We start from the raw sequence: 15,995 nt of genomic DNA, 5'->3' as shown, positions 1-15,995 counted from the left end.
AATTGGCCAAAACCGTCCTCAAAAATATATTACAAATTTTAATTATCCTAATTTTTAACAATTTTTTAGCACAGAAAACTCCTGAAAAATTGCCTAAAAATGCGGTTAATGATACTATTTCCAAAAAGGATACCATAGTTGTAAAAAAAGAAACTTTGGAAGATGTTCTTCGCACAAAAGCTGATGATCAGAGAAGAGACATCCCCAAAAAGATGACTTTTCTCAACAAAAATGCACAGGTGAAGTATCAGGATATGCAGATTGATGCAGACTATATTTCAATAGATGATAATAAAAATCTGATCTACGCCAGAGGAAAGCAGGATTCTTTAGGAAAAATTATTGAGCCTGTAATCACTACACAGGCCGGGAAAAAATACGAAACCAACGAGTTTAGCTATAATACAAAAACCAAACAAGCCATTGCTTTCAATGCAAGAACAGAAGAAAGTGAAGGAGTAATTATAGCCCAGAAAACTAAAAAATACAACGATTCCGTATTCGCGATGAGAAAAGCGGATTATACCACGGATGATTATTTCATTAAGAAAAAAGATACGGCTGCGGATTATTTTATGAGGGCTTATAATATCAAGCTGATTAAAACCAAAACAAAATCCCAGATCGTTACAGGACCTATCCAAATGTTTATCGAGCAGGTTCCTACCCCTCTTTATCTTCCGTTTGCTATTTTACCGTTTTCAGATAAAAGGGCAGCGGGTATCCTGATTCCAAGTTTCGGGGAAAGGGAAGATGTAGGGTTTTTCCTTAACGGAATAGGATATTACCAGCCTATTGGAGAACACTTTGATTTGAAGGTTCTTGCTGATATCTATACAAAAGGAAGCTGGAACTTACGTCCTCAGGTAAATTATCAGAAGAAGTACCGTTACTCCGGAAACTTTACAGCGGATATCGGAACCATGGTAAGAGGTATTAAGGGGTTGGACGATTATACCAAAAACAGTACTTATAGAATCAACTGGACGCACTCCCAGGATTCTAAAGCGAATCCTTTCCTTACATTCAGTGCTTCTGTGGATATCGTAAGTACAAAGTTTTATAACAACCCGCTTAACAACAACTATATTTTCAACCAGAATGTATTGAATACCCAGCAGAACTCTACGGTAACCCTTACCAAAAGATTTCTGAAACTTCCGGCAACAATTACCGGAACGGCTTCTTATTCACAGAACTTTGCGACCGGATTGGCAGATCTTCGTCTTCCACAGATGAACGTAGCGATCAATCAGTTTTATCTGTTTAAATCAAGAACAGGAATAAGACAGGGACTTCTTGAAAATATTACGGTGAATACAGGTTTCAACCTTACCAATTTCGTTAATACTCAGGAGAACGAACTGTTTAAAAAAGAAATGTGGGACAAAATGCAGACGGGACTTAAAAATAATATTGCATTAGCTACCAATACCACAGTGGCAAAATATTTCACGTTCAGTTTAAGTGCCAATATCGATAATGCTTTGACTACGAAAACACTTAATAGATATTATGATCCGGTAAAGAATGTAACAGTGGATGAGATCAATAAAAACTTCTCAGGATATTCTACATTCTCTACTTCTGCCAGTCTTCAGACTACACTTTTCGGAATGATGAAATTCAAAAAAGGGTCTGCGATAGAAGCGGTAAGACATATGATGACACCAAGTGTCAGCTTTACATACTCTCCGGATTTTTCAAGTCCTAATTTCGGATATTATAAAAATTATTACAATGCAACCGGAGCGTTGACTCCTTATTCTATTTTCGAGAAAGGAATCATAGGAAGTCCGTCAAGTGGCATGCAGGGAGCTTTAGGTTTCAATATCGGTAACAATATTGAGATGAAAGTAAAATCCAAGAGTGATTCTACAGGGGTGAAAAAAATCAAGATATTTGAATCTTTAAACCTTTCAGGAAGCTACAACTTTGCGGCTAATGATCACCCTTGGTCTGTCTTCTCAATCAACGGGCAGTCTTCATTCTTTAATAATAAGCTTACAGTAAATACCAGTCTTGCACTGGAACCATATAAAATCGATTTCTCTTCCGGTCAGGATACCGGGGTAAGAACAGAACAGTTCGGGCACTTCAGTGTACAGGGATTCAATGTTCAGCTGTCTTATCCTTTAAGCAGCGAAATTTTTGGAGAGAAAACAGATTATGCTAAAAAATATTCTTCAAAAGGAGAGGTCCGAAATGAAAATTATTATTTTGATGATGATCATTATGCCCATTTTGATCAGGCATGGACTTTAAACATCAGCGCCAATTATGCCTATTCAAAAGGACTGAGCAGGTTTGCCAATAAGATTGCTTCCATAGGATTAGACGGGAGTCTTAAGCTTACTCCTTTCTGGAATATCACAGGAAGTACGCATTATGATATGGTGACTAAAGAATTGGCGTATACGAGAATTGGTTTTTCAAGAGATCAGCGAAGCTTTACGATCAATTTCAACTGGGTTCCTTTCGGACAGTATAAAGTGTATGACTTCTTTATCGGTATCAAAGCCAATATCTTAAGCGACGCCTTGAAGTATAAAGACAGAAGCTTTACTCAGCCTAATGCACCTTTCTAATATCAGATTGGGATTTGAGAATATAAATTTTATATTTGCAACCAAAATAGTTTCTAATGAAATCACTGCTGGCAGAATTTTCTTACCGGCAAAAGTGATGACATATGACCTTAGAAAAAAAATAAATATCCGCTATGAAACAAATCATCAACACAGTTAATGCACCTGCAGCTATCGGGCCTTATTCACAAGCTAATATGGCAAACGGAGTTTTGTATATCTCCGGCCAGATTCCTGTAGATCCTGCAACTGGTAAACTGGTAGAAGGAATTGAAAAAGAAACGCACCAGGTAATGAAAAACCTTGAGGCAATTCTTACTGAAGCCGGAATGACTTTCAAAAACGTTGTAAAAGCAACAATCTTCCTTAAGAGTATGGATGATTTTGCTGTAATGAATGATATCTATGCTTCTTACTTAGATTCAGAAAGCTATCCTGCCCGTGAAACAGTACAGGTTTCTTGCCTGCCTAAAAATGTGGATATCGAAATTTCTATGATCGCACATCAGGATTAATGAATTTTATAAGAAATACAATTGCGGTTCTGGTAGGTCTTGGTATTGCAGGGCTTATTATTACTCTTGGTATAAGGGCTTTTCCGCAATGGGTTACTTTTGATGCTTTTGCTCCGTTTGAGCACTGGCAGAGGTTTCTTTTCAGTATGAAAGATGATCAGGCCTTTTTCGGCTTCCTGTTGTTTATTTCCGGATTGGGAACTACCATTGGTGGAGTGGCAACGGCTATCATCGTTAAATATGCTAAAGTAGCTTATGCTATTCTGATCGGTTTTATTATGCTCTTTATCGCGATGCTGGATGTGATTATATTTCCTTACCATCCTACATTTTATAAGATCTCTATTTTCCTTACGTTCTTTCCGTTTTCCTGGATTGGAGGTAAAATTGTAGAAGTGATTTATGAGCGGAACAAGCAGAAAAGGATTGCTGAAAAAATGAATAAGCCTAAATAAATAATAAAAAAACGCTGCAGATTTCTGCAGCGTTTTTTGTTGATATGAAAAACTAATTTAGTTTCCTTATTAAGGCATTTTGAATCCTCTCTGGTAATTTCTTCCGTAGTCGTCCATGTATTTTATCTGTGCGGTTCCGGAGAATTTATTCAGTAAACTTTCCACATCTTTCTGTGAATTTACAGGCTTACCATTGATTTCTGTGATGATATAACCGTCTACAATTCCTGCTTTAGCCATTTCACTTCCTTCTATAACATTTTTAGCAACAACTCCACTATTTAAGCCGTAATAAGCTTTCGTTCTGTCATCAATGCTTTGGAATTCTGATCCAATTTTTTCAGTTACACTAAGATCCGCTTTTGTTCTTGTAGAAGTACCTCCTTTCTGATCTCTAAGTGTTACAGTAGTAGTGCCTTCTTTACCATTTCTTAAATACGTTACCTGTACTTTATCACCCGGACGTTTGCTTCCGATTGACATAGAAAGATCTGCAAAGTCTGTGATATCGTAGGTGTCTACTTTTGTGATAACATCTCCTTTTTTCAAGCCTGCATCTTCTGCGCCACTGTTCTCACCAAATCCTGTAATATAGATTCCAGATCCTATTTTTAGGTTTGTCTTATATTGCTGATTGTAGGAAGTTACCAATTGATCATTCGAAAGGTCTAAAGACTGAACGCCTAAGAATCCTCTCTGTACAATTCCGAATTTCTTGATATCCTCAACAATTTTTCTGGCTAAGTTAGAAGGAACTGCAAATCCGTATCCCTGATAATATCCTGTAGTAGACTGGATTGCAGAGTTGATTCCGATAAGTTCCCCATTTGTATTTACCAAAGCTCCTCCTGAGTTACCAGGGTTAATAGCAGCATCTGTCTGGATAAAGCTTTCAATAGGATTAGCTGCTTTCCCCTGGCTGCTTAAAATTCCGATCCCTCTTCCTTTAGCCGAAACAATACCTGCTGTTACCGTAGAGTTTAATCCAAGTGGATTTCCTACTGCAAGAACCCATTGCCCTACGTCAATATTGTCAGAATTCGCGAAATTTAAGTAAGGAAGACCTTTTTCTTCAATCTTTAATAGAGAGATATCTGTATTTGGATCGGTTCCTACCAAGGTAGCGATATATGATTTTTTGTTGCTTAATACTACTTCCAGCTTATTGGCACCTGCTACCACGTGGTTATTGGAAATGATATAACCGTCCGGAGAGATGATCACACCTGAACCCATTCCCGATGGCATATTGTCAGGAGCCTGCTGTTGCTTCTGTCTCTGCTGGCCCTGGCCTCTTCCTCCGAAAGGATCACCGAAGAAAAAGTCAAATAAATCCTGCTCAGAAGCTCTGCTTGCTGTCCTGCTTTGGTAATTTTTGATGGTAACTACAGCCGGAACGGTTGTTTTGGCTGCTTTCACAAAATCGTCGCCTACAGCTCCCGTATTCATTCCTGCGAATGAAGTATTAGGTGCGGACGTTGTGAAATAAGATTGATCTCCATTGTTGGAGTTGTGTCCTAAATATTGTATGGCTCCAACGGTAGTAGCTCCGGAAATTACTCCTACTACTGCAAATGGTAATAGTTTTTTTAAAGTACTCTTCATTGTATATCTTTCTTGTTTATTAATTAATTTCTTTTTTATGTTTTTGAGTAAACAAATTTAATGTTAAATAAGTAAGCAATTAGTATGCTATGTTTCAATTTTAACTAAAATTTAACGGCTATTATGTCATTTTATACCTTATGTCATAATTGTTAATGCCAAGATTAACAATACTTAAAAAAAAATTAAAGAAAATATGTCAGTTATAACATATAAAATAGGTCCTTTTTTCATTATTTATTGCGAATTATTCAATTTTGACGGCTCATTATTAACTTCCTGTGATTTGTGTCATAAAGATACTTAATTCAAAAATGATTATCTTTGCAAAAATTTTATTCTCACTTAAAACGTTTATAGCATGCAACTGTATAACACCTTAAGCGCAGAAGAAAGAGCTCAACTTATTGATGAAGCCGGTAAAGACCGCCTTACTTTGTCTTTCTATGCGTATGCCAAAATTGAAGATCCCAAAAAATTTCGCGACGAATTATTTATAGCCTGGAATGCACTGGATGCACTTGGCCGTATTTATGTAGCAAAAGAAGGAATTAATGCTCAGATGAGTATTCCTGCAGATCAGTTTGAGGCTTTCCGAAATACGCTGGAAGTTTATGATTTTATGAAAGGAATCCGTTTGAATGTCGCTGTGGACCAGGATAACTATTCTTTTTTAAAATTGACAATTAAGGTTAGAAATAAAATTGTTGCTGACGGTTTGAATGACGAAACTTTTGATGTTACCAATAAAGGAATTCACTTAAAAGCTCAGGAGTTCAATAATTTACTTGAAGATCCGAATACAATCGTTGTAGACTTCAGAAATCACTATGAAAGTGAAGTAGGTCACTTTGAAGGAGCAATTACTCCGGATGTGGAAAACTTCAGGGAAAGTTTACCGATTATCAATGAACAGTTACAAGACTTTAAAGAAGATAAAAACCTTTTGATGTACTGCACCGGAGGAATCCGTTGCGAAAAAGCCAGTGCTTATTTCAAACATCAGGGCTTTAAAAATGTTTATCAATTGGAAGGGGGAATCATTGAGTATACCCGCCAGATCAAAGAAGAAGGAATAGAAAGTAAGTTTATTGGTAAAAACTTCGTATTTGACCACCGTTTAGGGGAAAGAATTACAGACGATATTATTTCACAATGCCACCAGTGTGGAAAACCATGTGATAACCATACCAACTGTGCTAATGATGCATGTCACCTTTTATTTATCCAATGTGATGAATGTAAAGCAGCCATGGAAAACTGCTGTTCTACAGAATGTCTGGATACGATACATCTGCCTTGGGATGAACAGGTGAAACTGAGAAAAGGACTGCAAGTTGGAAATAAAGTATTCAGAAAAGGAAAATCTGATGCTTTGAAATTCAAAAATTCAGGAGATTTACCAGCTAAACCTTTAGCAAAAGCTGAAACAAAGAATATCCGTCAGAAGATTGCTGTTAAAAAGGAATTGATTGGAAAAGCAGAGCATTATTTCTCAAAATCAAAAATTGCACAGTTCTTAATTGAACATAAAGATTTGTCAGTTGGAGATAAAGTATTAATTTCCGGTCCTACAACAGGAGAACAGGAAGTAACCATTACTGAAATCTATGCCAATGGCGGTCCTTGCGAAACTGCAAACATCGGAGATCAGGTTACTTTTGAGCTTCCATTCAGAGTTCGTTTATCTGATAAGCTGTACAGAATTGTGCAAAACGCATAGTCAACAATAAAACTTCAAAGCCTGTCGGGTAACAATTATTTCAGTCAAAACAACTTAATAATTATGCTAAAAGCTGAGCTTAGAAAAAAATATACTCAAAAAAGAAAAGCCTTGTCTCCAGATGAGGCTTTCTTGTTATCTGGGAAAATTTTTGAAAATTTCATTCGTCATTTTAACCCTCAGGAAGGAGAGAAAGTGCATGTTTTCATTCCGATTCCGGCAAGAAAAGAAATTGATACTCAAATCTTCATTCAGTATTTTTTAAAGAGAAATATCCGTGTTTATGTTCCTAAAATTGTAGGTGATAAACTTATTAGTATAGAAATCTTTGAAGAGACTGTTTTTGAAACGAACAGTTGGGGGATTTCGGAACCTGTTTCCAATGAAGATTCGGGTGAAAATAATTTTCAATATGTGATAACGCCATTGCTGTATTGTGACAGAAAAGGAAACAGGGTAGGATATGGTAAAGGTTTTTACGATGGGTTATTCCAAAATATATCTGCAGAGGCCAAAAAAATCGGAGTCAATTACTTTGACCCCGAAGAATATGTGGATGATGTCTGGGAAAAAGATATTCCCGTCGATTATTTAGTTACTCCTACTGAAGTACTGTCTTTCTTAAGCGGTTGGGAATAGAAATCTAAAAAGTAGAATTTAAATTCCTTTTTGAGTTTGGAAGTAGACAACAGTATATATTGTGCGTTCTTTTCAAAGCTTCCCAAAGATTTGTTTTTGTTATCAAAATATTCCACATTAAACTTGGCATAGTCCAATGTATCTTTTTTATAGAACTCCTTATAAACATTCAGGTTGCTCACCTTTGCTGTCTTTACTTTCATGCTATCCAGCTCCTTAAGTAATCTTTTAAAGGTCAAAGAATCCGGTTTATGGAAATAGCTTTCCATTTGTGAATAAATGACAGTATCTATTTCTGTATTTCTGTTTCCCGACAGGTAAAGGGTAGACAGGTCAAAAAGTTCCTGAACTTTCTGTTTGGTAATGGAATTAATCGCCTGCATGCTGTCCATCTGCACTGCAGGATAACTTTTTTCATTGTTGCTGTTTCGTAGCTTATCGAGGTCACTTACCTCTGAGGTTTTATTATTACAGGCAATAAATAGTGTCAGAAGTACGGTGAAAATTAAAAAATTACTTATTTTTTTCATTTGTGGTAGCAATTTTAAATTTGATGGATACAATCTTACCTTTGATATCCTTTTTCATTTCTATTACATTCAGGTTTTTCAGTGAAGTCGTTGGAGTCGTTACCAGGGTAATGTATTTCTGTTTATCCAGTCTTTCTATTCCATAGGTATCATTGTCATATACCTGATAGATCACGGCATTACTGCTGATAAGGTTTTCCAGCTGATTTCTTTTCTGCTTAATAAGGGCAACCTGTTCGTCCGGATTTCCTCCTTTGATGTCTTTTATAGAGAAATAGTATACCGCCATCTTATAATCATCTGGCTTGAGTTCTATTTTTTCCTCTTCCGGTGCATTTTCAAGGTTTCGGTTGACTTCCAAAGGTTCGTAGAAAGGAGCACTGATGCGCATTTTCAAATTTTTATCCTTAGTAGAATAATAAAAACACTCACCAGGTTTTATTTTATACATCAATGGAGATTCATTTTCCTTCACCACCATTATTTCTAACGTGTTGATTACAGAAACTCCTCTGTCTTTATCGATGAAACAATACTTATAAGTTTTAGAGAAAAGAACGTCTTTAAATCCTAAAAGACCAGTAATTGTAATTAAAACAGAAGTAACCAATGCCCAGGCGTTCTTTTTGAAGAAATTTTTCTTAGGTGGAACAGATGAAATTTCAATTTCCTGAGCAGTATTTTTATTTTGGTTAACTTGTTGATTTACAGTATTTGATTTTTGTAAATCAATGTTTTCCGTAGTGGTATTTTCGATTTTTTTAGGCTGAAATTCAGTTTTTGGAATTTCAGGGGCCACAGAAACTGTTTTCTCAAGTTCATTGATTTCTTCCTCCTCCAAATTTTCATTTTCCTGCAGCAGTTCACCTGCAAAAAGGTGCAGCTTCTTAAACTCATACCAAGAGTCGTAACCTGCATAAATGCTTAATAAATTGAGCATGTCTATCCTTGGTAATTTAGTAACCGGTGAACTTTTAAAATAGGTGTAAAATGACTTTTCACTGATGTTACCTTTTGCTTTTTTGCGCAGGTCTTCCTGAAAATATATAATATCAATACCCTTCCACTTGGATATATCATCCTGCGAAGGGGTATGTTCTTTTAAGTATTGACCCTGAACATCCTTTTTTAGCTGCTCAAAGTGTAATAGATCTAAATCTGTCAATTTTTCAAAAAATAATTAAATTGTTGATTATCAGTTATGTTTTTTTGTAAAACTATTTTACAAAGGTATTACAATTATTTTTCATAAACAAATTTTCTAACTGCTATACCTTTGTCTTGTTCAAATAACAGAACAGAAGAAAATTTTATAAAACAATATTAACAAAATTAAATTTAATTTATTATGAAAAAGTCATTATTCGTAGCTGCTATCGCTGCAATCTCTCTAGTTGCTTGTAAAAAAACTGAAGCTACTTCTACTGAAGGAGCAACTGATTCTGCTGCTGCTTCTGTAGCTGATTCTGCTGCTGTAGTTTCTGATTCTGCTGCTAAAGTTGTTGATTCTGCTGCAACTACTGCTGTAGAAGCTACTAAAGATGCTGCTGCTGCTACTACTGCTGCTGGAGCTGAAGTTGCTAAAGATGCTGCTAAAGGAGCTGGAGAAGCTGCTAAAGGAGCTGCTGATGCTGCTAAAGGTGCTGCTGACGCTGCTAAAGATGCTGCAAAAGACGCTGCTAAGAAATAATTCTAGCATACGCTTAACAATAAAAGAACCGTTTCACCCAGTGAGACGGTTTTTTTATGCTTAGTCATTGCGAGCTAAAGGCGAAAGCAATCACATTAATAACAAAGTCAGAAGGACTAATCAATATTTATCCTTTCTTTTGCTTTAAAGATTCATAGCAGGTAATCGCTACGGCATTACTCAGGTTTAATGAATCTATACTTCCGGCCATCGGAATCAATGTGTTTTTTCCTTTTCCGATCCAGAAATCACTCAATCCCGAATGTTCCGTACCGAATAATACTGCTGAACGCTGTGTGAAATCTCTCTTATAAAGGTCTTCTGCACTTTCATCCATCAGCGTAGTGTAGATATTGAAGCTGTTTTTCTGCAGGAATTCTAACGTTTCTTCATTTTCAGCCTGATATACTTCCATTCCAAAAAGGCATCCCACGCTTGATCTGATTACATTAGGGTTATAGAAATCTGTTTTTCCTTCAGCAACAATCAGTGCATCTATTCCAAATGCTTCACAGCTTCTCAGAATAGCTCCCAGGTTTCCGGGTTTTTCTACTCCTTCAACAATAATTACCGTAGAATTTTCTTTAGGAACAAATGAGGAAAGTGGGGTTTCCTTTGCATTATAGATCCCGATAATTCCTTCAGAACTTCCTCTGTAAGCTATTTTTTCATATACTTTTTCACTTACATAATGTATTCTTCCATTGGGAAGTGTTCCTTTAAAGATATTTTCACAGATAAAGAATTCCAGCGGTTCAAAATCATACTGCATTGCCCTTTCATTTTCCTGCTGGCCCTCTACCACAAAAACTTTTGATTTTTTACGAAATCTGTTGTCAGTAAGGAGCTTAGTGACGTTTTTTATTTTTTCGTTTTGAAAACTTTCTATCAACATTCCGCAAAATTATGCAAAATTTATGATTGAACTTCTCTGGTTTTGATAAAAAGGTTTTTCCGGTTAATTTTAAGCAAAACTTTATTTGGTAATATTAAGTTGTTTAGCGGATTCTGAGAGATTTAGCTTTCTGATGGATCAATGAGATTGCTGTTGTCAATAAGGCTTTGCGGCAGATCTTTTTTATTTTTAATTCCCAGCGATTTCAATTTTTGAGTCTGGATCACAAGGTTGTCGTTTCCGGTATGAAGCTGTTTGTAAGCATCATTATATACGTTCTTGGCCTGATCAAGATTTCGCCCTACTCTTTCCAGGTTCTCTACAAAACCTACAAATTTGTCATAGAGTCTGGCACCGCGTTCTGCAATTTCTATGGAGTTTCGGTTTTGATACTCGCGTTTCCAAAGATCAGCAATCAGTTTAAGAGAAGTAATAAGATTACTTGGATTCAGTAACAAAATTCTTCTTTCATACGCATAGTTCCAGAGATTCTGATCTGCCTGCATTGCTGCAATATAAGCGGGTTCACTAGGAATAAACATCATCACAAAGTCTAATGATTTTCCATAGTCATCATATGCTTTTTGACTTAGTTGATTAATGTGGTTTTTAATTGAACCAAGATGCTGGCTCACTTTTATAGCATAAACATCGGCATCAGTTTCGTCTACCAGTTCTGTGAAAGCAGTCAATGATACTTTAGAATCAATGATGACATTTCTTTCATCCGGATATTTTACAACAGCATCCGGACGCATTTTTTTACCGGAAAATTCTGAGAATAAAGCCTTGTTATCTTCATCCCGTAATTCATGTTCCAGAAAATATTCTCTTCCTTTTACCAAACCTGATTTTTCAAGAATACTTTCTAAGATCATCTCACCCCAATTTCCCTGCGTTTTACTTTCTCCTTTTAGCGCACGGGTCAATTTTTTTGCATCTTCGGAAATCTGCTGGTTCAGTTCTGCCAGTTCTTTTACTTTTTCAGCAAGAGAGAAACGTTCTTTGTTTTCCTTTTCGTAGGCTTCGTTGACCTTGTTTTTTAAATCAGCAATTTTCTCCTGAAATGGTTCAAGGATATTTTTTAAGTTATTTTGATTTAAAGCAGTAAACTTTTCTGTTTTTTCTTCTAAAATTTTATTGGCAAGGTTTTCAAACTGAAGCTTAGAATCTTCCTGGATTTTAATAATTTCTTCTTTTTGGGTATCAAGAGATTTTTGTAGCCCTTCATTCTTAGCAGAAAGCTCAGCGTTTTTAGCAAAAAGAGTCTGCTTTTCAATAAGGTGAGTTTCTATTTGAGATACCTGTCGCTGATTGATTTGCTTCAATTCCTGGAACTGGATGTTTAAGGAAGAATATTCTGCGGAGATTTTAGAAAATTCATTTTTCAGGTCATCCAGAAGGTCCTGTTGCAATATATTAGCTTCTTTCTCTTTATTAATATTTTGAGTAAGCTCCTGAATTTTCAGGTTGGAATTTTCAAGATCAGATTGATTTTTAATGGATAGGGTATTCAACTCATCATAAGAACTTCTTGAAACCATTGATGATTTCAGTGCAAAATATAATATGACAGCACCCAGTAAGCCACCGGCAATAAACCAAATAATTAAATATGTCATCTCCATCTTCCAAAATTATGAAAAAAGGCTGGAAACTTTATGAACAATGCTAGTTGTTTGTTCTGGTATTTTAAAATATAGATGTACCATTTGATAGAGCTTTAAAGCTTCTCTCTTCCAGTCTCCAGCTTCCTTTCTTAATTAGAATACTTATATTTATAGGAAATTTCAGAGACTTATGAATATTTTGTTGGTAGAAGATGATCAAAGAATCAGCAATTTCCTGATTAAAGGCCTTTCCGAGGCTGGATATAATCTCACCCTTGCAGATTCCGGGGAAAAAGCCCGGGAACTTCTTCATACCTATGATTTTGATCTTATTTTAATGGACATCATGCTTCCCGGTTTGGATGGAATGCAGTTAACACAAATTATAAGATTTAAAGGAAACTATACTCCGATTTTGGTTTTAAGTGCCTTGAACAGCCCGGATGATAAGATCAAAATGCTGGATATGGGTGCCGACGATTATTTATCAAAACCTTTCCATTTTGAAGAATTGATTTCAAGAATTAAAGCTTTAACCAGAAGAAATAAATTAAGCTACCAGAAGGAAGATCAATATCTATCTTGCGGAAATATTGTCATTGATACCGATCTGCATAAGGTAACCCAGGATGATAAAGAAATTGAATTTTCCCCTACGGAATATAAACTTTTTACTTTCCTGATGGAGAATAAAAATAAGGTATTGAGCAGAACTCAGATTTTACATAAAGTTTGGGGAATTGATTTTGATAATACAACGAATGTAGTGGATGTTTATATTTCCTATGTCCGAAATAAAATTGACGAAACCGAACAGAAAATTATTCATACTGTAAAAGGAACCGGATATTTAATCAAAGACTGAAAATGACGCTCAGAAACAGGTTTACCCTTATTTCAAGCCTTTCATTCGGCATCGTTTCTATCATCACATCTGCGGTGATATTCTTTGCGTATTATGACAGTACTAAGATCTTTTATTTTGAAAAACTAAGGAATACGGCGCTTATTTCTGCTATTTATTATCTTGAAAAAGATGAACTTCCAAAAGACAGACATGCCCAGATCAAGAAAGAGTACAATCATCTTATTCAGAATAACAGGGTAGCAGTCTACAATCAGAATAACGAAGTCACTTTTGGACATAACCTTAATGATAAAAATATAAAGCTTTCCCATTTGCAGTCAGTCCGGGCTAATAAAGGGATTCAGTTTATGTCTGATAATCAATTCTACTATGGGATTTTTTATCCGGACAACCAGGGGGATTTCGTAGTTTTTGTAAAATCCTCAAATGATTCTTTTCAATCCCAGATATTGAGGCTGGCCATTATTATGCTTTCGGTATTGGTGATTGGTTTGCTGGCTATTTATTTTTTGAGCCGGTATCTTTCAAAGGTGGTTTATAAGCCTATTTCCAATGTTGTAGAGCGTATCAATAAAGTGGAATACAATAATATTTCTACGGCAATTACTTCTACCAATACCAATGATGAGATTGAAGATCTTATTAAATCGTACAATAAACTGTTGGGAAGGATTTCTGAAAACGTTCTTTTGCAGCAGAATTTTATCAATTATGTTTCTCATGAGTTTAAAACTCCTTTGGCTGCGATCTCCGGAAATCTGGAAGTTTTTGCCCAAAGAGACAGAACTCCGGAAGAGTACAGGGAAGTAGCGAAGGAATCATTAGAAAATGTGTACGAGATTGAAAATATTCTCAACAACCTTTTGCTGATGTCCGGAATGACAAAGCTTGAGTCTTCCCACAAACAAATGAGAGTGGATGAGCTGATCTGGAAAATTTATGAGAAATTGGAACCTAAGGCAAAAGAAAACAACTCATCTATTAAAATACAGCTTCAGGTAACAAAACCTGGGTTGCTGGAATTTCCCGGAAACGAAACACTGCTTTACCTTGCGATATATAATATTGTTGAAAATGCGGTTAAATATTCTTACGATAAACCTGTAGTGCTTACTTTGTCTGAAAAAGAAAATCAACTGTATATTGAAGTTCGTGACGAAGGAAGAGGAATTCCTACAGAAGATCTTGCTAAAATATCCGAAACCTTCTACAGGGGAAAAAATGTAGATACGGTGAAAGGAAGCGGAATTGGTTTGTCCCTTTCGAAGAGTATTTTCGATCATCATCATATTGTAATGAAAATTGATTCTGTTGTCAACGCCGGAACGACTGTCCTTCTTCAATTTCCGGTTCACTCATAATCGTGTTATTGGTGAAATTATTCGTGTTTTAAAATATTCAATAGGAGCGGGTTTTAACCCGCTTACAAAATATATCCGAAATCATTTGGCTTTAGCCCAAACATTACTATTCAAACACAATTCCCGGAAATTAAAATCATTCTAATCAAACTCTAATGTTGAACTAACCGAATTTTAATTTTCTTTAAAATTCCCTCTAATATTAGACGAATAGCTTTGTGGTCTTAAAATAAAAGATCTTGAAGAAGCTATTTTTAACCCTATTTTATATTCACTGTTTCAGTTTCTTTTCCGCGCAGATTTCAGATACTATGAAAATCAGCAGAAAGGAAGCTGAAACTATTTTTCTGGCTAAAAACCTGGACCTTATTGCACAGAAGCTTGAAATTTCACAAGCAGAAGCAAGAGCTGTTCAGGCTAAATACTGGCCCAATCCCAAATTAAGCATCAGCGAAGTGAATCTATGGAGAACTTATGATATAGAAGAACAGCCTGCACTCATTGGAAACTGGGGGAAAAATACACAGATCTCTGCTGAAATAGAGCAGGTGATTCAGACTGCCGGAAAGAGAAGAAAAAATATTGAGCTTCAAAAAATAGAAGTGGAAGGTGAGAAGTATGAACTGCAGGAAGTTTTGCGTGAGCTTAAGAAAACACTGAGAAATACGATCACTGAAATTCTTTACAATCAGGAACAGCAGAAAATCTATCAGGGACAAATTGCTTCCATTGAGAAATTAACAAAATCCTATAACAATCAGTTAACGCTGGGAAATATCAGCAAAGCTGAATATGTCCGTCTGAAAGCACAGGAAATTGAATTCAAGAAAAAGCTGATTTCATTAAAACAGGAAATTGAAGATCAGCAGGTAGAATTGAAAGCCTTGTTGATGCTGCCTTCTCAACCATATCTGATGATTTCAGACCCATTTGTCATGCCGGAAAAACAACTTTCAGAACTGGAAGTAAACCAATGGATGGAAAAGGCAAAAGAAAACCGTCCCGATATCATGATCTCAAAAAACAAGGAGAAGCTAGCCGCCAAAAATCTGGAGATTCAAAATGCCATGAAAATACCGGACGTAGCTTTTTCCATTGGATACGACCGTGGGGGGAATATTATGAAAGACTTTATAGGATTGGGGGTTTCTATGGATCTACCCATTTTCGACCGTAACAAAGGAAATATTCAGGAAGCTAAGCTTGAAATTGAGAAAAGTAAGCTTGAGACCCGTAAAAATATGCTCAAGTCAGAAAACGAAATTGTCTCTGTTTTTAGAAATTATATCAGAACACAGCAGGTTTCAGAAGAAATCGATGATAGCTATGAATCTACATTGGATGGATTGCTGGTAAGCCACGAGAAAAACTTCAGACTAAGAAATATCAGCATGCTCGAATATATGGATTTTCTGGATACTTATATCGGAAACAAAATGATTATCCTGGACACGAAAAAAGAACTTAATCAATACTACGAAAACCTGCAGTATGTTGTAGGACAAGACTTATAAGA

14 protein-coding genes are annotated in these 15,995 nt (G+C 35.9%); 9 read left to right on the top strand and 5 right to left on the bottom strand.

The genetic code is table 11. From position 1 onward, the window contains the following. Window positions 1–2 precede the first annotated feature (2 nt). From FN817_RS05895 to FN817_RS05885, 3 genes are all read left to right on the top strand, one after another. Complete coding sequence (locus FN817_RS05895; protein WP_142717138.1) at window positions 3–2,588, top strand: putative LPS assembly protein LptD; 2,586 nt, start codon at window positions 3–5, stop codon at window positions 2,586–2,588. Window positions 2,589–2,722: 134 nt separating this feature from the next. After that, window positions 2,723–3,103, top strand: a complete 381-nt coding sequence (locus FN817_RS05890) for a RidA family protein (protein WP_034694591.1) — start codon at window positions 2,723–2,725, stop codon at window positions 3,101–3,103. Beyond that, complete coding sequence (locus tag FN817_RS05885; RefSeq protein ID WP_047422376.1) at window positions 3,103–3,558, top strand: hypothetical protein; 456 nt, start codon at window positions 3,103–3,105, stop codon at window positions 3,556–3,558. The genes FN817_RS05890 and FN817_RS05885 overlap by 1 nt, the downstream gene beginning before the upstream one ends. 69 nt (window positions 3,559–3,627) lie before the next feature. Here FN817_RS05885 and FN817_RS05880 read toward each other — a convergent pair whose 3' ends face one another. Continuing rightward, the gene (locus FN817_RS05880; protein ID WP_142717137.1) at window positions 3,628–5,163 is read right to left on the bottom strand and encodes a trypsin-like peptidase domain-containing protein; all 1,536 of its coding nucleotides are present in this window, start codon (window positions 5,161–5,163) and stop codon (window positions 3,628–3,630) included. A gap of 361 nt (window positions 5,164–5,524) precedes the next feature. On the opposite strand from FN817_RS05880, the gene trhO reads away from it, so the two are divergent. Together trhO and FN817_RS05870 are read left to right on the top strand one after the other, a co-directional pair. Continuing rightward, complete coding sequence (gene trhO / locus FN817_RS05875; RefSeq protein ID WP_142717136.1) at window positions 5,525–6,886, top strand: oxygen-dependent tRNA uridine(34) hydroxylase TrhO; 1,362 nt, start codon at window positions 5,525–5,527, stop codon at window positions 6,884–6,886. A gap of 63 nt (window positions 6,887–6,949) precedes the next feature. Further along, window positions 6,950–7,525, top strand: a complete 576-nt coding sequence (locus FN817_RS05870; RefSeq protein ID WP_142717135.1) for a 5-formyltetrahydrofolate cyclo-ligase — start codon at window positions 6,950–6,952, stop codon at window positions 7,523–7,525. On the opposite strand, the gene FN817_RS05865 is transcribed toward FN817_RS05870, so the two are convergent. Then, window positions 7,474–8,055: a hypothetical protein gene (locus FN817_RS05865; RefSeq protein WP_142717134.1), complete on the bottom strand. Its 582-nt coding sequence runs from the start codon at window positions 8,053–8,055 to the stop codon at window positions 7,474–7,476. The genes FN817_RS05870 and FN817_RS05865 overlap by 52 nt on opposite strands. Then, complete coding sequence (locus FN817_RS05860) at window positions 8,039–9,220, bottom strand: hypothetical protein (RefSeq protein ID WP_142717133.1); 1,182 nt, start codon at window positions 9,218–9,220, stop codon at window positions 8,039–8,041. Before FN817_RS05860 ends, FN817_RS05865 begins: the two co-directional genes overlap by 17 nt. 183 nt (window positions 9,221–9,403) lie before the next feature. Here FN817_RS05860 and FN817_RS05855 point away from each other — a divergent pair, with 183 nt between their 5' ends. Further along, complete coding sequence (locus FN817_RS05855) at window positions 9,404–9,745, top strand: hypothetical protein (RefSeq protein ID WP_142717132.1); 342 nt, start codon at window positions 9,404–9,406, stop codon at window positions 9,743–9,745. 127 nt (window positions 9,746–9,872) lie between these two features. On the opposite strand, the gene FN817_RS05850 is transcribed toward FN817_RS05855, so the two are convergent. Together FN817_RS05850 and rmuC are read right to left on the bottom strand one after the other, a co-directional pair. Next, window positions 9,873–10,640 carry a TrmH family RNA methyltransferase gene (locus tag FN817_RS05850; protein WP_142717131.1) on the bottom strand — a complete coding sequence of 256 codons (768 nt, stop codon included), beginning with the start codon at window positions 10,638–10,640 and terminating at the stop codon, window positions 9,873–9,875. Between the two features lie 122 nt (window positions 10,641–10,762). Beyond that, the gene (gene rmuC / locus FN817_RS05845; protein ID WP_394345034.1) at window positions 10,763–12,268 is read right to left on the bottom strand and encodes a DNA recombination protein RmuC; all 1,506 of its coding nucleotides are present in this window, start codon (window positions 12,266–12,268) and stop codon (window positions 10,763–10,765) included. A 172-nt stretch (window positions 12,269–12,440) separates the two neighbouring features. Between rmuC and FN817_RS05840 the strand changes: the two genes are divergently transcribed. The 3 genes from FN817_RS05840 to FN817_RS05830 all read left to right on the top strand — a co-directional run bounded on the left by FN817_RS05840 (window position 12,441) and on the right by FN817_RS05830 (window position 15,993). Further along, window positions 12,441–13,115 carry a response regulator transcription factor gene (locus FN817_RS05840; protein WP_142717130.1) on the top strand — a complete coding sequence of 225 codons (675 nt, stop codon included), beginning with the start codon at window positions 12,441–12,443 and terminating at the stop codon, window positions 13,113–13,115. A 2-nt stretch (window positions 13,116–13,117) separates the two neighbouring features. Then, the gene (locus FN817_RS05835; protein WP_142717129.1) at window positions 13,118–14,479 is read left to right on the top strand and encodes a sensor histidine kinase; all 1,362 of its coding nucleotides are present in this window, start codon (window positions 13,118–13,120) and stop codon (window positions 14,477–14,479) included. Window positions 14,480–14,790: 311 nt separating this feature from the next. After that, a complete protein-coding gene (locus FN817_RS05830) occupies window positions 14,791–15,993 on the top strand; it encodes a TolC family protein (RefSeq protein WP_167498816.1) in 1,203 nt (400 codons plus the stop codon). Window positions 15,994–15,995 lie beyond the last annotated feature (2 nt).

Source organism: Chryseobacterium rhizoplanae (assembly GCF_900182655.1).
In the GTDB taxonomy this organism is placed as follows: Bacteria; Bacteroidota; Bacteroidia; order Flavobacteriales; family Weeksellaceae; genus Chryseobacterium; species Chryseobacterium rhizoplanae.
This window is presented reverse-complemented; position numbering and strand designations above follow the sequence as displayed.